This window comes from Kaistia dalseonensis, from assembly GCF_030814715.1.
Lineage (GTDB): Bacteria > Pseudomonadota > Alphaproteobacteria > Rhizobiales > Kaistiaceae > Kaistia > Kaistia dalseonensis.
The window spans coordinates 974,498-992,106 of record NZ_JAUSVO010000001.1 but is presented as its reverse complement, the minus strand read 5'-3'; the positions used below and the strand labels follow the sequence as shown (position 1 = coordinate 992,106).

General features: G+C 62.0%; 16 protein-coding genes and 2 pseudogenes. 9 read left to right on the top strand and 9 right to left on the bottom strand.

What is annotated here, in order from left to right:
* Positions 1–11: 11 nt before the first annotated feature.
* Positions 12–344 (top strand): heat shock protein HspQ, encoded by a 333-nt coding sequence (hspQ, locus tag QO014_RS04555; protein WP_266347431.1) that lies wholly within the window; start codon positions 12–14, stop codon positions 342–344.
* A gap of 79 nt (positions 345–423) precedes the next feature.
* On the opposite strand, the gene QO014_RS04550 is transcribed toward hspQ, so the two are convergent.
* The gene (locus QO014_RS04550) at positions 424–1,155 is read right to left on the bottom strand and encodes an invasion associated locus B family protein (protein WP_266347430.1); all 732 of its coding nucleotides are present in this window, start codon (positions 1,153–1,155) and stop codon (positions 424–426) included.
* Between the two features lie 260 nt (positions 1,156–1,415).
* On the opposite strand from QO014_RS04550, the gene QO014_RS04545 reads away from it, so the two are divergent.
* Positions 1,416–3,245 carry an extracellular solute-binding protein gene (locus QO014_RS04545; protein ID WP_266347429.1) on the top strand — a complete coding sequence of 610 codons (1,830 nt, stop codon included), beginning with the start codon at positions 1,416–1,418 and terminating at the stop codon, positions 3,243–3,245.
* Between the two features lie 241 nt (positions 3,246–3,486).
* Here the strand turns inward: QO014_RS04545 and QO014_RS04540 are convergent, their stop codons facing one another.
* Complete coding sequence (locus QO014_RS04540) at positions 3,487–4,242, bottom strand: SDR family NAD(P)-dependent oxidoreductase (protein ID WP_266347428.1); 756 nt, start codon at positions 4,240–4,242, stop codon at positions 3,487–3,489.
* 275 nt (positions 4,243–4,517) lie between these two features.
* On the opposite strand from QO014_RS04540, the gene QO014_RS04535 reads away from it, so the two are divergent.
* On the top strand, positions 4,518–5,411 hold the full coding sequence (locus tag QO014_RS04535; protein WP_266347427.1) for an AraC family transcriptional regulator: 894 nt from the start codon (positions 4,518–4,520) through the stop codon (positions 5,409–5,411).
* Positions 5,412–5,952: 541 nt separating this feature from the next.
* Here the strand turns inward: QO014_RS04535 and QO014_RS04530 are convergent.
* Positions 5,953–6,924, bottom strand: coding sequence for an aldo/keto reductase (locus QO014_RS04530; protein WP_370877094.1), 972 nt, complete (start codon positions 6,922–6,924; stop codon positions 5,953–5,955).
* Positions 6,925–7,059: 135 nt separating this feature from the next.
* On the opposite strand from QO014_RS04530, the gene QO014_RS04525 reads away from it, so the two are divergent.
* Positions 7,060–7,941, top strand: a complete 882-nt coding sequence (locus QO014_RS04525) for an AraC family transcriptional regulator (RefSeq protein ID WP_266347425.1) — start codon at positions 7,060–7,062, stop codon at positions 7,939–7,941.
* A 275-nt stretch (positions 7,942–8,216) separates the two neighbouring features.
* Entirely contained in the window at positions 8,217–8,474 is a 258-nt protein-coding gene (locus QO014_RS04520) for a hypothetical protein (RefSeq protein WP_266347424.1), read from the top strand.
* 112 nt (positions 8,475–8,586) lie between these two features.
* Here QO014_RS04520 and QO014_RS04515 read toward each other — a convergent pair whose 3' ends face one another.
* From QO014_RS04515 to QO014_RS04505, 3 genes are all read right to left on the bottom strand, one after another.
* Entirely contained in the window at positions 8,587–9,396 is an 810-nt protein-coding gene (locus QO014_RS04515) for an NAD-dependent epimerase/dehydratase family protein (RefSeq protein ID WP_266347423.1), read from the bottom strand.
* Positions 9,393–9,851: a MarR family winged helix-turn-helix transcriptional regulator gene (locus QO014_RS04510; protein WP_266347422.1), complete on the bottom strand. Its 459-nt coding sequence runs from the start codon at positions 9,849–9,851 to the stop codon at positions 9,393–9,395. The genes QO014_RS04515 and QO014_RS04510 overlap by 4 nt, the downstream gene beginning before the upstream one ends.
* 122 nt (positions 9,852–9,973) lie before the next feature.
* Complete coding sequence (locus QO014_RS04505) at positions 9,974–10,873, bottom strand: LysR family transcriptional regulator (protein ID WP_266347421.1); 900 nt, start codon at positions 10,871–10,873, stop codon at positions 9,974–9,976.
* Between the two features lie 94 nt (positions 10,874–10,967).
* Here QO014_RS04505 and QO014_RS04500 point away from each other — a divergent pair, with 94 nt between their 5' ends.
* Positions 10,968–11,801 carry an SDR family oxidoreductase gene (locus tag QO014_RS04500; protein WP_266347420.1) on the top strand — a complete coding sequence of 278 codons (834 nt, stop codon included), beginning with the start codon at positions 10,968–10,970 and terminating at the stop codon, positions 11,799–11,801.
* 180 nt (positions 11,802–11,981) lie between these two features.
* Here QO014_RS04500 and QO014_RS04495 read toward each other — a convergent pair whose 3' ends face one another.
* Positions 11,982–12,956 (bottom strand): oxidoreductase, encoded by a 975-nt coding sequence (locus QO014_RS04495; protein WP_266347419.1) that lies wholly within the window; start codon positions 12,954–12,956, stop codon positions 11,982–11,984.
* A gap of 263 nt (positions 12,957–13,219) precedes the next feature.
* On the bottom strand, positions 13,220–14,533 hold the full coding sequence (locus tag QO014_RS04490) for an MFS transporter (protein ID WP_266347418.1): 1,314 nt from the start codon (positions 14,531–14,533) through the stop codon (positions 13,220–13,222).
* A 162-nt stretch (positions 14,534–14,695) separates the two neighbouring features.
* Here QO014_RS04490 and QO014_RS04485 point away from each other — a divergent pair, with 162 nt between their 5' ends.
* The 3 genes and pseudogenes from QO014_RS04485 (at position 14,696) to QO014_RS04475 (ending at position 16,437) form a co-directional block, all read left to right on the top strand.
* A complete protein-coding gene (locus QO014_RS04485; protein WP_266347417.1) occupies positions 14,696–15,619 on the top strand; it encodes an AraC family transcriptional regulator in 924 nt (307 codons plus the stop codon).
* 217 nt (positions 15,620–15,836) lie between these two features.
* Positions 15,837–15,968, top strand: a pseudogene (locus QO014_RS04480) (nuclear transport factor 2 family protein); the annotation flags it as partial.
* A 133-nt stretch (positions 15,969–16,101) separates the two neighbouring features.
* Positions 16,102–16,437, top strand: coding sequence for an Atu4866 domain-containing protein (locus tag QO014_RS04475; RefSeq protein ID WP_266347795.1), 336 nt, complete (start codon positions 16,102–16,104; stop codon positions 16,435–16,437).
* 210 nt (positions 16,438–16,647) lie between these two features.
* Here QO014_RS04475 and QO014_RS04470 read toward each other — a convergent pair.
* A pseudogene (locus QO014_RS04470) lies at positions 16,648–17,509 on the bottom strand (LysR family transcriptional regulator); the annotation flags it as partial.
* Positions 17,510–17,609: the final 100 nt, after the last annotated feature.

The following is a 17,609-nucleotide window of genomic DNA, read 5'->3' as shown; positions in this document are numbered from 1 at the left end:
GGGGCGTTTTAATGGGTCAGGCACGCAACGCGAAGTTTCAGATCGGTCAGGTCGTCCGCCACCGGGTGTTCCCGTTTCGTGGCGTGATCTTCGACGTCGATCCGGTCTTCGACAATACGGAAGAATGGTGGCTGTCGATCCCGGAGGAGGTGCGGCCCTCAAAGGACCAGCCCTTCTATCACCTGCTCGCCGAGAATGCGGAAAGCGAATATGTCGCCTACGTTTCCGAGCAGAACCTCGTCGTCGACGATTCGGAAGAGCCGCTGCGGCACTCGCAGATCCAGGATTATTTCGTCGAGCAGAACGGGCCGGTCTATGTCTCGCACCGGCGCGGCCTGAACTGACACCAGCCCGCGACCAATGGCGGAAACAAAAAAGGCGCGCTCCACGAGCGCGCCTTTTTGATGGGCGTAAGGATCGGGCTTAGTTGCCCGAGCCGCCACGTTCCTTGTTCTGCTGCTCGATCAGCTTCTGCCGGTTCTCTTCGGCGTTCTTCTGGAGCTGCTCCTGGAGAGCGTCGCGGCGCGCCTTGCCGGCTGCACGATCGAGACCTTCGCCTTCGAACACCTTGGTGAAGCCGGACAGGGTGAACGGGAACACCATCGGCTTGCCCTGCGGGTTCAGCGAGATGGCGACGACCTTGTTGCCCTTCTTCATCGAAGCGGCGAAGGCATCGTCGACCTCGGCCTGCGCGTAGCAGACGGTCGGGTCGCAGATCACATATTTGAGTTCGGCCGGCTTGCCGTCATCCACCTGGACGCGGAGGCCCGGCTGAATGAGCTGGCCGGTCAGGACGATCGCGGTCAGCGCCATCTTGGGATCGCCATCGAGCTTGCGCAGCTGGAGCGATGCGATGAACTGATTCGTCTCGGCGCGAAGCTCCTGCGTGGTGATGCAGAGCTTCTTCTTCGACTGCGGATCCTGTCCGCATTCCTTGATCCAGGCGGAGGCCGGCGCACCGCCGGCGGCGGCAGCGGCCGGAGCGGCTGCGTCGGGCGCGGCTGGCTTGGCAGCCGGCGCCTTGGCGGCGGGAGCCGTCAGGTCCAGAGCCGGCGCGTCCTGCGCGAAGGCGGCAGGCGCCGACGCGATCATGAGCAGCGCGGCTGCAGCCAGATGCGGCACCCGAAACAAACCAGAATTCCAACGATGCGACATCGAGCGTGTCCTTGCGTTTTTCTCTAAGCCTGCGCCTCGGCTTCCTCCGGCACAGAGACAGCCGAGCGAACCGATCCGCGCGCTTCGGGCTGGATGACCAGCAATTGAGGCGAGACGGTGACGTCGCAGCAGCGGCGCATCAATAGCCCGCTCGAAACCCGATTTCCAGCGGCGAGACCGTTGCCAAGCGCGACGTGCTACGGTTTTTTCGTCGAGTCGCCGAATGGTGACAGCCACGAAACCGTCGAGGGGAACGCCTCATGCCAATTCGCACCGGATGGTCTCTTGCGGCCCTGCTCCTGCTGCCGGCAAGTCTGGGTCTGATCGCTCCCCTCCCCGCGGTAGCGGACCCCGTCCATGCGCTCGCCATGCATGGCGAGCCGGCCCTGCCGGCCGATTTCGATCATCTCGCCTTCGCCGATCCGAATGCGCCGAAGGGCGGGACCATCACCTTCGCCTTCGTCGGCACTTACGACAGTTTGAACCCCTTCATCGTGAAGGGGGCGGAGACGACGGCGCGCGGTATCTGGGACGTGTCGCTCGGCAATAATGTCTTCGAAGCCCTGATGACGCGCAATCGCGACGAGCCCTTCACGCTCTATGGCCTGCTCGCCGAGAGCGTCGAGGTGCCCGACGACCGCAGTTCGGTGCTGTTCAACATCAATCCCAAGGCGCATTTTTCGGACGGCACGCCCGTCACGCAGGATGACGTCATCTTCTCGCTTAATATCCTGCGGGAAAAAGGCCGGCCAAACTACCGCTCCTGGTATTCGAAGGTGAAGCAGATCGACAAGGTCGGCGACCATGGCGTCAAGTTCACCTTCGCCGATGGCAAAGACCGCGAACTGCCCATGCTGCTCGGCCTGATGCCGGTCCTCCCGAAGCACGCCATCGACCCCGAGACGTTCGACCAGTCGACGCTGAAGCCGCTGATCGGCAGCGGCCCCTATGTGATGGACGAAATCAAGCCGGGCGAGCGCTTCACGCTGAAGCGCGATCCGAACTATTGGGGCAAGGACCTCCCCATCAAGCGCGGCTTCGACAATTTCGACGAGATCCGGGTCGAGTATTACCGCGACCGCAGCGCCATGTTCGAGGCCTTCAAGAAGGGCCTCTACGACGTCAACCCGGAGGCTGATCCGGCGAACTGGCAAAACGGCTACGATTTTCCGGCTGTCCGCGACGGCAAGGTCGTCAAGGAGACGATTCCCACCGGCACGCCCAAGGGCATGCTCGGCTTCGCCTTCAACACGCGGCGCCCGATCTTCGAGGATGTCCGTGTCCGCAAGGCGCTGTCGATGCTGTTCGACTTCGAATGGCTGAACAAGAACCTCTTCTTCGGCGTCTACAAGCGCAATGCCAGCTATTTCGAGGATTCGATCCTCTCTTCCGTCGGCATACCAGCCGACGACAGGGAGAAGGCGCTGCTCGCCCCCTTCCCCGGCGCCGTGGAACCGGCCGTCCTGGACGGCACTTACAGGCCGGTGCAGAGCGACGGATCGGGCAGCGACCGCAATGTCCTGCGCTCCGCGCTCAGCCTGCTGGGCGAGGCCGGCTACAAACTGAACGGCAATACGCTCCTCAAGACGGACGGCAACACGCCGTTGCAGTTCGAAATCCTGCTGATGAACCGCGAGCAGGAGCGCGTCGCCCTCGCCTTCACGCGCACCCTGGCCCGGATCGGCATCAAGGCGACGGTCCGCACCGTCGATTCGGCCCAGTATCAGCGCCGGGTGCAGGAATTCGACTTCGACATGATCATGACATCCCTGCCCGCCTCGCTCTCGCCCGGCAACGAGCAGAATTTCCGCTGGTCGAGCGCCCAGGCCGATGTGCAGGGCTCATACAACTACACCGGCGCGAAAAGCCCGGCGATCGATGCAATGCTCGATGCTCTGCTCGCCGCTCGCAGCCAGGAGGACTTCGTCGCCGCCGTGCATGCGCTCGATCGCATCCTGATCTCGGGCTATTACTTCGTGCCGCTCTATTACCTGCCCGACCAATGGGTCGCCCGCTGGACCCGCGTCGACCACCCAAAGACGCAGTCGCTTTACGGCTATACGCTAGGGACCTGGTACGCGGCGCCATAGAGAGACCCGCTGTGCCGATTGGGTGCCGTCGCGAAGAACGGAGAGCCCAAGCGCTCCAGCTGTCTGATCGGCCCGTCGCCACCATAGCGCAAGACGAGCTTGTCGCGATCGAAACAGTCCGCGGCGACGATTCCGATACGGATCGCGCAGCGGGAGAAACATATGAAGGCCGCCGTGGGGGATGCGGCGGCCTTCCATGACGGTACAGCCGGCTCTCCGACTGCGGTAACGTCGGTCGCGATCAGATGTTCTGACCGCCCGACACTTCGATCCGCTGCGCGGTGATCCAGCGGTTCTCGGGGCCGAGCAGGCTCGCAATGGCTGGGCCGATATCATCCGGCACGCCCACGCGGCCGAGGGCCGTCATGCCGGCAAAGGCCTCGTTATAGGCTGGGGTATCTCTCACCGCGCCGCCGAGGAAATCGGTCTCAATCGCGCCCGGGGCAATCGTGTTCGCGGTGATGCCGCGGCCGGCGAATTCCTTGGCCATGTAGAGCGTGAGGATCTCGACTGCACCCTTGGCGGCCGAATAGGCCGAGAAGCCCGGATTGGAGACGCGGGTCAGCCCCGACGAATAGTTCACGATGCGTCCGCCGTCGACGAGCAACGGCAGCAATGCCTGCGTCAGGAAGAACACGCCCTTGACGTGCACGTTGAAGAGGCCGTCGAACTGCGCCTCGGTCGTCTCCGCGATCGCAGCCATTTCGCCGTGACCGGCATTATTGATGAGGTGGTCGAAATCGCTCCGTCCCCAGGTCGACTGCAGCGCCGCGCGGACGCGTTCCACGAACGCCGGGAAAGTGGAGATGTCGCTGACGTTGAGAGGAAGGGCGACGGCCCTGCGGCCCAGGCCCTCGATCTCCGCAACCACGGCCTGAGCGGCGTCGGCGCCGTTCAGATAGGTCAGGATCACGTCACCACCACGACGGGCGATGCTGACGGCGGTGTTACGACCCAGGCCGCGACTGCCGCCGGTAACGATTGAGATAGTGGTCATCAGATAACTCCTTTGATGATGAGCGTCGTGGTGACGTCACTATCGTCAGCCGGCGGCTCCAGTTGTTGCCGGATCGTCGGTCGTTTTTGCCTATTTCTCCGCGATTGACCAACCCCCCCCCTTTTTGCCCAATCGTGATCGACGCGTCACGCCTGTCCGCGCCCCGATCCCACCTCGCGCCGCAAGCTGACCGAACTTGCCGGAAAGTCGGAACCTCTTGCCCAGTTCTCCGACGAAGATTGAAGGCCCGCGCGTCATGAACTAAGACAACGGCCATGACCCAGAACCTGCTTGAAACTGTCCGGCGATTTGCAGAAGCAAACGCGAATGGCACCAGCATTATCCAAACGCCCATTCCGTGCCTGACCATCATTCGCGAGACGGCGCCAACCGCTCTGCAGTACGCCATCAACCAACCGCTCGTCGCAATGGTGCTTCAAGGCAGCAAGCGGGTCACGATGGGGAGCAAGACATTCGACTTCGGCGCCGGGGATTCTCTCCTGATCACGGCCCACGTGCCGACGGTCAGCCAGATCACCCAAGCGAGCCTCGCCGCCCCCTATCTGGCACTTGTCATCGACATGGACCTCGCCATGATCGAAAGCCTTGTTGTGGAGATAGGCTTCTCACCCTTCGTCGCCGGCGCGCCTGTGCGTGTCGACCCCACCGAAACGGAAGTGACCGACTCGGCCTTGCGGTTGATGCGACTTCTCGACCGTCCCGCGTCGGTTCCCATTCTTCAGACAGCACTCACCCGCGAACTGCATTTCTGGCTGCTCTCGGGTCGACATGGAGGCGCCATCCGCGCCCTGGGTATCGTCGACAGTCACGCCCAGCGCATCACGCGCGCGGTCTCGCTGATCCGCGAGGACTTCGCTCGACCTCTGAGGGTCGACCATCTGGCGCAGGTCGCGAGAATGAGCGTGTCCTCCTTCCATGAACATTTCCGAGCGATCACCTCGTTGTCGCCGCTTCAATTCCAAAAGCAGCTCCGGCTCATAGAGGCTCGCCGGCTGATGCTGGCCGAAGGACAGATGATCAGCAACGCCGCATACGCCGTAGGGTATGAGAGCGTCTCGCAGTTCACGCGCGAATACAGTCGGATGTTTGGTTCGCCGCCCGCCCGCCACATCAAGGCGGTGAAGGCGCGTATGCAGCCAGCCGCTTAGGAGTTGTTGGCGTTATTGGGAGTGCTCCTTGCCGAGGAACACGGCTTCGAAGCGACGTGACGCCAACGGTGCCATATCACCCCGGCTGTTCGACCGCTTTCACGTCACGTGGAAGGCAGATTATGGCCCACGCGCAGTCATCACTGCGGTGATTATAGAGGACCTCGACCGTGGAAACCTATCGTCAGTCGCCGCCATGCCAGAAGGGTCAGCGACACCCATGGGCGCATCAATGATCTGATCAACAGGGCGGGCGTCACGACGCCGCCTTGCCGGCCCGGGTTCGCTCTCAATATGTTCCCATGGTGCGCTGGCGTTGTCGCCTCGAGCGAGAAATCGGCGGCAAACCGGAGTTCGGCTGGAGCTTCGACTTCGCCGAACGCTACGAGGCCTTTGCTGCCGTGCTCGGCCGACGGCTCGCCAGCGGACCGGTTGGAATTTCTCCATTTGGAGGCGCCACCGCATGCGGCGGACATAGCTCGTGGAAAGCCCCCGGCCGATCAATAATGGGCAGCGGGCAATGCCAGCCACCCATTATCTATCAGACCCAGTTGGGAACCATATCGCCGGCGTAGCGGGCGCCAAAAGCACCTTCGGGCAGAACGTTGCGGATGCGCTCCAGATCGTCGGCGGACAACATGATCTCGGCAGCGGCGATGTTCTCCTCCAGCCTTTCGATGCGACGCGTGCCGGGGATAGGCACGATGTCCTCACCTTGTGCCAGCAGCCAAGACAGGGCCAGTTGCGAGACGGTAATGCCCTTTTGAATTGCCAGCTCACCGAGCTGGCGGACGGCTTCGAGGTTCTTTTCGAAGTTCCCCGGCTGCCAGCGCGGATCGAACCGGCGCATGTCACTTTCTTCATATTCTGCGGCTGGCTTTACCGCACCGGTGAGAAAGCCACGTCCGAGCGGAGAATAGGCAACGAAGCCGATTCCCAGTTCGCGCGTCGTGGAGAGCACCGTTTCGACATCGCGTTCAAAGACGGAATATTCGGTCTGCAGGACCGTCACCGGCTGGACCGCATGGGCTCGGCGAATGGTCTGAGGGCCGGCCTCGCTGAGACCGAAATACTTGACCTTGCCTTCGGCGATCAGGTCCCGGACCGTTCCTGCGACATCCTCGATCGGCACGCTGGGATCCACGCGGTGCTGGTAGAGGATATCGATCTGGTCGACACCGAGATGGCGCAGGCTGTTCTCGGTGACCTGTCGGATATGGTCGGGCCGACTGTTGACGCCGTAGCTTCCATTATCGAAGGTGAAACCGAACTTGGTGGCGATGACGATATCGTCGCGAAAGCCCTTCACGGCCTCGCCAATGAACTTCTCGTTCTCGCCCCAGCCATAGAGTTCGGCGGTATCGAAAAAGGTGACGCCCAGCTCGTAGGCGCGCCTGATGAGATCAAGGCCGGACTGCGAGTCGGCAGCGCCGTAGGCCAAGTGAAACCCCATGGCGCCATAGCCGATGGCCGACACTTCAGGTCCGTTGATGCCGAGTTTGCGCTTCTGCATTTCTATTTCCTTTCCTGCCTGTGCCGGGAGAATTTAGGGGTGCCACGCTCGCTTCCATATGTCCGATGCTCCTGAATGATTGCCTGATCCTGCCGATCACTTGACCTTTTGAGGCAAGCGCTGTCGGATGTCGGCATGACAGAACTCGACGACATCCGGGCCATCGCCCAGCGCCATGCCGGCCACCGGAACCCGGCAATGCCGCGACTTCACATCTATTGCATCGACCATCCCACCGATGCCGTTGGGCTGGTATACGAGCCCGTGGTCTGCCTCGTCCTCCAGGGACGAAAGCGCACCTTCATCGGCGACGGCATGCTCGAATATGGGGCGGGCGAATGCATGGTGGTGGCCGCTGAGGTGACGGCCATGGGGCAGGTTTGCGAGGCCTCGACCGACGAGCCCTACCTGGCGCTCAATCTCTATCTCGATCCCGCGGTCATTTCGGCAATCCTGTTCGACATGGAGAGCGTTCCCGAATCCGCGATCCGGTCAGGCTTCGGTGTTTCGAAGGCTGGTGCACCGCTGCTCGAAGCCTGGCGACGGCTGGCCGGCCTTCTCGACCGTCCCGAGGAAATCCGGATGATGTCCTCCCATCTCGAACGCGAATTGATGTTCCGGCTTCTGACGGGACCGCAGGGCGCCTTGCTGCGGCAGATCGCCTGTGCCGATAGCCGCCTGTCGCGTATCCGCAGGGCCATGGCCTTTGTCCGCCATCACTATTCCGAGCGCTTGAGCATTGGCGACATGGCCGCAACGGCGGGCATGAGCGTGTCCGTGTTTCATCGTCGTTTCAAGGCGGTGACCGGCCTGAGCCCTCTGCAGTACCAGAAGCACATCCGGCTGCACGAGGCGCGCCAGCGCCTGATCACCGAACATGCCGAAGCGGCCGCCGTGGCCTATGCCGTTGGATACGAAAGTGCCTCTCAGTTCTCGCGTGAGTACAAAAGGCTGTTCGGCTCCCCACCGCGTCGTGACGCGGACTCCTTGCAGTCAACTGTTGGGGCCGGCCTATAGAGGCCGGCGGCATTGTTCGCAGGCCAAGAAGGCTTGCGGGGCTCCGCTAGCCCTTCGGCAGCGGTTCGCTCCGCCTCTCGCATAGATGTCGTGTGTGGTTCCAGGGCCTCGGATCGCGCCGGCCTCGCTGGCTCTTCAGGGCGGCGGCCGAAGTGATGTGGCGCTGCCCCATCGAGACGCGATCAGCAGCGGTCCCGATGAACACAGATGAGCATGTCCAGAATGCTCGAACGACTATGTCGTTGCCGTGCCTTCAGCCTTCAGGAAGGAAGTGGATGGCCGATATCGCCGAGACGTTGCGCAATCACCTCGGCCAAGCCGCACGGAGCGTCCCGACGCGATCACTCCCCGATATCGTTCTCAGGATCGCTGCACTATTCGATCGTCCAGCCCGCTTTGTCATTCCTTTGCTTGGTCGGCAGCACGTGTTCTCAAGCGCCAAAGCAGAACGGGTCTTGGGTTGGAAGCCTCGGTCAGGAGACGAAACCATTATTGCTGCCGCTGAAAGCGCGATTGCGACAGGAGCAGTCTGATCGGACCTTCAGACAGCGCCCAATTCCCATTACCGCACTACACCCGACTTCGGTTTAGCGGTCGGGACAGTTCAAATGACATAAGTATCGACCGGATTATCTGCGGCATGTGTCACAGCAAGCCCTCTTGCTGGGCCTGATAGACTGTCCGGACACTGGCACGAAAGCCCAGGCTGCGGGCGAGAGAACTGTCGACGTGCAGGTACCAGGGGTTCGAAAGAGGCTCGGCACTCGATTCCATCCCGGCGCCAAACACGCTCAGGAGCTCATAAATGGAAGTCGGCGCCTCGTCGGCAACGTTCACGACACGCCGATCGAATGTGCCGTCCAATGCAAGCTTGATCGCCGTGGCAATGTCACGATGGTGGATCGTGCTCATTCGTTGCGCCGGATGCCAGGTGATGACGTATTTGGGAAGAGATTCGAGATGTCCGTCGCCGTCGCCATACACGAATGGAAAGCGGACGATGGACCAGTTCAAACCACTGTCGCGCAGTTCCTTCTCTGCTGCCACCTTGCTCGCGGGATAGGCCTGCTGTGGATCGACCGGATCGTCTTCCCGTCCCGGATGCGGATTGTCGTTGTTGTAGACATTGCTGGTGCTCGACATGATGAATCGCACGTCGGGGGCATGCGCCTTCGCGGCGACAATCAGGTTGCGCGTCCCTTCAACGTTGCTTTTCCAGATGAGATCGGTGTCCTGCGTGCGAAACACTGCGGCCAGGTGCACTATGGCGGAAACCCCGCGGACGGCATTCGGGAGGGTCGCAGGATCGAGCATGTCACCGGTTGCGACCTCCACACCCTCAGGGGAGGTTTTGCCCGCCCGGAGCAAGACACGGCAGGCAAAACCCGCCTCCACCAGCCGGGGAAGAAGTCGTTCGCCAACGAGCCCGGTTGCACCGGTGATCAGTACGGTCATTTGCTTAAGTCCTTTCGCAACAGGTTTTGCAGCCGTTCAGTCGCCGATTTCAGGACACGGATCGTGGTTGCCAACTCGGTCTCATCGGCGTCGCCGAAGGCCGCTTCGTGAATGAAGGAGAGATCGGGAAGCTGGCGCCACAGCCCCTCGCCTGCGGCTGTCAACCTCAGCAGGCGCTGCCGCTGATCTTCGCCGCTCGAGCTCTGCTCGACCAGCTCTTTGCGGACCAGAGTGGCGACTATCCCACTTAAGGTTGCGCGCTCGAGTTCGAGTGCCCTTGCAAGGTCACGCTGAACGGACGGGCCGTTGTTGGCGAGGTACCAGAGAACATACCACTGCGTGGAGCCGAGATCGTAGGGCCGCAAAGTCGCGTCCATGACGGCGCGGCCCGCGAAGTAACAGCGCTTGGTCCATGCGCCCACAGAGAGGCGCTGGGTGTCCGGCTGTTCCCGCATCGGAGGTCCTCACTATGTCGTTTGTTACCATACGATATTCGCAAGGTAGCAAACAAACGTCAAGACGGGCGGGTTCAGGGGTTGGTTGATGAGGAACAGGGCAGCGCCCTGCCCTCGCCAGGTCATCGCCCCCTGTCCACCTGTCTCAACACGTCGATAAAGGCGCGAAGCGAGGATGGCAGGTGTCGGTTGCGAGGGTAATAAAGTGCCAAGCCAGATGTCGGCGGACACCAGTCATCGAGAATGGTCACGAGCTGGCCGGATCCCAGGAACGGCTGGGCGAAGTGTTCGGGGACATAGGCGATGCCCCGCCCGTCTGCGGCCGCCTGAACGAGGAGATCGTTGTCGTCGAGCGTAAGATTGCCTGGGACGTCGACTGCAATCTCGGCGTCGCGTTTGGTGAACTCCCATCGGTAGCGCTTGCCGCTCGGTAGACGCTGGCGGATGCAGCGATGACCATGCAGGTCATCAGGCGTGTTCGGCGTCGCTCTACCATCCATATAGGACGGAGCGGCCACCGCGATGAATCGGACGTCGCCCCCGAACTTCACCGCGACCATGTCTCGCGGCACGGCCTCCAGCAGGCGCACACCGGCATCGAAACCCTGTTCCACGATATCGACGAGCCGACCTTCCGAAACCAGATCAAGCTCGACGTCGGGATAAAGATCGAGAAATCGCGGCACGACGTCTTTGAGCAGGATGCGAGCACCGCTTTTGTTCGCACTGATCCTCAGTGTGCCGCTTGGGGTACCGCGCTCCTCCGACAGGGTATCGAGAGCCTGATCAAGTTCCTGAAGGATCGGGTCCAAGCGCGCCAGCAGGCCTGCGCCAGCGTCGGTCAACGACACGCTGCGTGTCGTCCGGTTGAAGAGCCGGACGCCCAATTTCCCCTCCAGTCCAATGATCGCGTGGCTGAGCGCGGAGCGCGAAACCCCCATGACGTCCGCGGCCTTGCGGAAGCTGCGGTGGCTGGCCACCGCCGCGAAGGCGGCCAGATCATTCAGACTGGGACGCACCATTCGTGCACTGCCCTCACCACGTCATCTCATATTGACGACCTACTATCACCAATAGCGCCGATTTACATGGGAGATCTAGAGACAAGGAGTTCACATGACCAAGACGTGGTTCATCACAGGCGCTTCCTCGGGGCTCGGCCTCGAAATGACACAGCAGTTACTTGCCAGGGGACACAAGGTGGTGGCGACAACGCGCCGTTCCGACGCGCTGCAGCAACTCGAGCAGAGATACGGCGAACGCCTTGACGTCGTTCCGCTCGATCTGGTCGAGCCGGAGAGCATCACATCGGCCGTCAACGGAGCCTTCGAGCGGCATGGCCGGATAGACCTGTTGGTCAGCAATGCCGGTTATGGTTTGTTTGGGGCAGCGGAAGAACTGACGAACGAAGAGATCGATCAGCAGATTGCCACCAACCTTGCTGGATCCATCCATTTGATCCGTGCCGCATTGCCGCTGCTTCGAAGGCAGGGCGGCGGGCGTATCGTCCAGGTTTCCTCCGAAGGTGGACAGATCGCTTATCCGGGCTTCAGCCTTTACCACGCGACCAAGTGGGGTATCGAAGGCTTCGTCGAATCCGTGGCGCAGGAAGTGGCTCCGTTCGGCATCGACTTCATCATCGCCGAGCCGGGCCCCACCGGCACGAATTTCGGAATTAATCTCGTCCGTGCAGCCCCCCTGGATGTCTACGAGGAGAGCCCCGCCGGCGCCGTCCGCCGCGCGATCAGCGATGGCAGCTTCGAGATAAAGGGCGACGCGGCCCGCACCGTGGCCGCAATCATCTCCGCCGCCGAGAGCGAGGCGCCGCCGTTGCGGTTGGCGCTGGGAAGCACGGCCTTTTCGTCCATGTCACAGGCGCTCTCCATGCGCCTGGACGCAATTGAGGCGCAGCGCGAGGTGGCGAATTCCGCCGACCGTCAGGATCTCTGACGCGCCGCGGCGTCTTGGAAGCATAGACTCATGAACAAGACAGGAAACGGCATGTCCATTCGAGCGGCTCATACCGGCTCTCGCCATCGGCATGTCGTCTCCTGCCTTTGCGCAGGCCAATGACGCCGTTCGGCGCGATTCCGTCGACGAGATCTGCGAAGGGGGCCATCCTTGGCCCTCTTATCCCACGAAGCGCGCATCAGGGTCTGAGACAACCGGCGACACGAGCCGAGCGTAGAACGAAAGGCCGATGAGCCGCTCCGAGATTTCCCAGAGCCGCCTTGCAACATCGATTTGCATCGCCTGTGGGGGTATCCGCGCCTCGGACGGGCGACCGCGCGTCTCGCCGAGCCTGTCAGGACCATAATAGCCGCCGCCTCGAGCATTGGGAGACGTTGCCGCAAACAGGGTCGGCAGTGCCCCCTGGGACGCAGGCTGAAACAAGAACCACAGCAACGATCGCATAAGTCCTTGAACACTGTGGCGACCCGGCGCGTTGTGAAGCAGATCCGTGCGGGAAATGCCGGGATGCGCTGCGATGGAGGTGATGCCCCAACCAGCCTTGTCACTGCGTCGCTGAAGTTCGAGGGCGAACATCAGACATGCCAGCTTCGACTGGCTGTAGACCGGCATGGGCCGATAGCTTCGCTCGGCCTGCAGATCGTCAAAGTCGATCGCGGCGTCGGCGCTTCGCGCGGCTATGCTGGACAGCGTCACAACCCTTGGATCTCGTGCTTGTACCAGAAGCGGCAGCAGGTGCGCCGTCAAGGCAAAGTGACCCAGATAATTCGTTCCGAACTGTAGTTCGAAGCCGTCGTCTGTCGTCTTGCGCACCGGAGGCGTCATGACGCCCGCATTGTTGATGAGCACGTCAACACGATCGTGGCCGCGCTTCAGACGCTCGGCCAGGGCCGCGATCGAGGCGAGGTTGCCGAGATCGACCTGCTCGAACGCGACGGAAGCGCCGGGCAGGCTCTCTTTGATGCGCCTGATGGCATCGGCACCTTTCGCCGGGTTGCGGCCGGCAAGGATCACCTCACCGCCGGCCTTGGCCAATGCACTGGCGTCCTCGAAACCCAGGCCACCGGTTCCGGTAACGAGGATCGTGCGGCCCTTCTGGGACGGCATGTCATCGAGTGTCCATGGTTCCGGCATGATCAGTTCCTTTCTCGTTTTTCGGCAAGGTCGTCCGCCGGAGCGGTATCGGGGAGCAGGACGTCTCCAGCGGACAAAGGTCGATGCCGACGGGACGCGACCTTCAAGGACCCGAATAGCGCCTTCAGGATCCGGGCCCGTTGTGCCGCCTCGATAGTCCTCCGAAGCGATGGCATTGCCGGCATCTGGCTCCGAGACAGACGGACCGGCATTGCAGACAGCGCTGTTTCATGGATGGCTCCCATGAGGATCAACACGTCAGTTCAGCGCTGGCGGAGGAACACGCCGACACGGTGGTTTGCGACGAGAAGGGCAAGGCTCGACAAAACGCTTGCCAAGGGCACGATCAGAAGGCCAAGCGCCAGGCCGTTCGGAATGTCGGCCGCGCTTGCGGCGTCGCTGACCATGCCGACGAACAAGGGCCCAAGGGCCGGTCCGACAAGGCCGCTGCCGATCATCACGAGACTGGATGCCTGGGCCTGCCGGCCCACCCCTGCGACGAGGTGCGCCGCACCGAAACCCCAGGGCAACATGAACGAGAACGACAACATGGCGGGGACGAACAAGACGATGGCCATCCAGCCCGCAGGAGCGAACAACGCCGCAGTTGTCGTCACGCTGGCGATCATGAAGAGAATGGCGGGGGGACCCAGCACCTTGCCCGAGCCGGAGCGCACAGCATGGTCGAACCAGCGCCCGCCGCCCAGCGTGCCGACAATCCCCATCAGCCCCTGAAGCAGTCCGAAGACAACGCCGACCTCTGTTGCGGTGAATTCATGGGTGCGGATCAGAAACGGGACGGAAAAAGCGTAAAAGGGCGCTCCGGCGAAACCGAGAAAAATCGTGCCGATAAACAGCCAGCGAAAGGCCGGCGACGTCAGGAGGTCGAGGCTTGTCCGCAGAAAGGGTTCGTCACGCGTGGCCGCGATCTGCAGGCGCGGCGTCGGACCCGCGACGAGGACGGTCAGCAACCCGATCAGGATGCCGATAGCGCCGGCACTCGTCAGCACGACACGCCAGCCAAAGATATCCGCAATGGCGCCGCCGGCCGCGAAACCGGCCATGGTGCCAAGGGGGATTCCCATTGCAAAGAGACCGATGGCAAGCCCACGTCGGTCGGGCTCGATCTTGCGGGCGATCAACGCATGGCCAGCAGGGACCGCCCCTGCCTCTCCGAACGCAACGCCGAAACGCGTCAGCGCCAGAAACATGAAGCTCGCCGCCAAACCGCCAAGTGCTGTCATCACGCTCCAGATCAGGACGCACGACACCAGCACCAGCCGCGGCGATCCTCGGTCCGCGGCACGAGCCAGCGGCAGCGAGAGAAGCGCGTAGCAGACCGCGAAGGCGAGGCCCGTCAACAGTCCCATCTGGGTATCCGTCAGAAACAATTCTGCCTTTATCTTTTCGGCCAGAATGAACGGAAGTATCCGGTCGATCTGAGAAAATGCATTGATCAAGAGCAGGACGGAAAATATGGCGGCGACCCGCCAACCCCTTGCATATTCATTGCTTGATGCAAGAGGTTGCACCCTGACTACTGAACGATCTCTTGACGCGGTAACAATTTCTGCCATTTTGAGGTTGCTCCTCGCTTGGTTGCACCCGCAAGCTAGATGGAGTGTCCAATGATCAGAATGCCCGAACTCTCAAGAAACTTGCCTATTCCTGCAGAAAAGGTGAATGTGCCGGTGAGGAGCCAAGTGTTGCCGTGGCCCCTCGATCATCGGGAGCCGCGCATGAATGCACCGCTGCTAGCTGCCGTGACAGCCTACATAGAAGAACAGGGCGGCGGCCAAGGCCTGTTTCCGACGGCTCTCGAAGGCTTCAATATCGTCCGCTCGTTCCAGTCGATGATGCCGATGCGAAACATCTATCGGCCGTCGCTCTGCGTCGTGCTGGAGGGCGGAAAGGAGATCCACTTCGGAGAGGAACGGCTTCGCTATGGGACGATGGAGTGCCTCGTTGTCAGCGTAGGGCTTCCGGCAACCGGTCGGATCGTCGAAGCGAGCGAGGAAGCCCCCTACGTCGGCGTCTTGATCGATTTCGACGTCGCAACCGTGCGGGACGTGCTCGAACAATTGGACGCACTTCCCGTCCAATCAGAATCATCCGGCCCATGTGCTTTTGTTGCCAAAGTCGATCAACCATTGGCGGACTGCATTCTTCGCCTGGTGAGATTGCTGGCGACGCCAAAGGCAATCCCGGTTCTGGCGCCTTCGATCGTGCGCGAAATCTGCTACTGGCTGTTGAGCGGGCCGCATGGCGGTGAGATCTGCAAACTGGCCCTGCCGGAATCGAACATCGAACGCGTCGTAAGGGCAGTATCGGTGCTCCATACGAGCTTCGCAGAGACGCTACGTGTCGAACAACTGGCGGACATTGCGCGGATGAGCCCATCGTCGTTTCACCAGCACTTCAAGGCACTGACCTCGATGACGCCGCTTCAGTTCCAGAAGCAATTGCGCTTGCTCGAGGCACGCCGCCTCATGGTGACCGAGGCCGCCAATGTTGCGGAAGCCGCCTACAAGGTCGGCTATGAAAGCGCATCGCAATTCAGCCGAGACTATTCGAGAACCTTCGGCATTGCCCCCAAACAGGATGCCTTGACCCAGCAGCGCCTGCACAATCGATATGCCAGCCGGACGGTGCGTTCAGCGTGATCGATGGGGCGGCACGGTGTGGCGTTGGCCAGGTACGGTGCTGGCAGGCAGTTCCGTGACGACCATCCAAATGTCGCCCTAAGTCATCAGGCGTTGGCGCTTGGCCATCGCTGCCCGTTCTTGTTTGAGATGAACCGCCCGGTTTGCCGGAGGCCCCAACGCCGGAGAGGATGGGGCCATGACGAGCAAGACGACGAACAAGTTCTTTCCCGAGATGGGCGCCCCCTATCGCAACCAGTTCCTCTGGATGTTCCGGATGAAGGACGGCTTGGTCATCGAGGCCGAGGCGTTTCTGGATCTCGTCGCCTACCAACAGGTCGTCGAGAACAACGAGCCGCGCCCGCAATAGCCTCATGGCGGCCGGCCCGGCCCTGCCACGGCCGCTCCGCGCACCGCGGGCGGGGCGGCCGACCTCCGAACTACCGCGACGCCAGTTCGGCTTTCGCGGTTGACAGCCACAGCCGATGTTGAGGAGCACGATCATGCGACATGCATTCGCGATCCTGATGACCGCCGCACTTCTGACCCAAAATGTTCATGCCGAGGAGCCCACATTGCAGACCAACCATCCCTATGCCGGCATGTGGGTAACCGACGACGGCCGTGTCCGCCACGAACTCCTGCCCACCGGTCGCTATATCGAGGCGCGCGGCACACGCGAGCGCGCCTATGAAGGCCGTTATGAAGTGACCGATACGCATATCGAATATTGGGACGACACGGGCTTTACCGCCGACGGCGACTTCGTGAACGCAGACACCTTGCATCACGGCGGCATGGTATTGCGCCGCCGAGCAGATCCAGTCACGAAGCCCTGACGACCTGCAAGCAGCAGAAGCGACGCGCCTGACTGATCCAGCGGCTTGGCGCGTTTTCCCGACCATAGACGTCGCCGCCGCGACGATCACCTCGCGGGGCTCGCGTGGGATCCGGCCGCGCACACGCCGCGCCCTCTCGTTCGAGGTTCGACGAAGCGCAGCCTGTCTGAATGAACCGTGCCCGCCTCCTTGAGGACGGCGCACCGTCCACTGCTTCAACAGGTCGATGAAGGCCCGGAGCGGCGACGGTACGTGCCGGCTACGCGGATGGTAGAGCGCTGGGCCCGATGTCGGCGGGCACCAGTCGTCAAGAACGGTCACAAGGTGACCCAATTCCAGAAGCGGCTCGGCGAAATGCCCAAGGACGTAAGCGATGCCGCGTCCGGCCGCCGCTGCCTGCACGAGAAGATCATTGTCGTCGAGGGTGAGGTTGCCCGGCACATCGCGACCTTGGCGCCGCGCTCGGAAAACTCCCAACGATAGCGCTTTCCGCTGGGAAGACGTTGACGGATGCAGAGATGCTCATGCAGGTCGGCGTTGCGCGACCCGCCAGATGGCACGCGCGGCCACGGCGATGAAGCGCACATCGCCCCCAAGCTTTACCGCGACCATGTCTCGCGGCACGGCCTCCAGCAGGCGCACGCCGGCTCGAAACCCAGCTCCGCGATATCGGCGAGGCGCCCCTTCGAAACCAGATCGAGTTCGACGTCGGGATAGAGATCGAGAAATCGCGGCACGACGTTTTTGAGCAGGATGCGGGCACCGCTTTTGTTCGCATTGATCCGCAGCGTGCCGCTGGGGGTTCCGCGTTCGTCCGAAAGGGTATCGAGCGCCTGGTCGAGATCCTGAAGAACCGGGTCGCGGCGCGCGAGCGGGCGCGCGCCGGCCTGGGTTAGCGACACGCTGCGCGTCGCTCGGTTGAACAGCCGGACTCCCAGCTTCCTTCCGGGCCGATGATCGCGTGGCTGAGTGCGGAGTGCGAAACACCCATCACGTCGGCGGCCCGGCGGAAACTCCGGTGGTTGGCCAAGGCTGCGAAAGCGGCCAGATCGTTCAAGCTGGGACATACCATTCGTGAATTCCCTTCACCGCGTCATCCCATTTTGAAGACCTTACGTCACCAATGCCCGCGATCTACATCCGGTGGCGTACGAACCAGGATCCGTGAACCG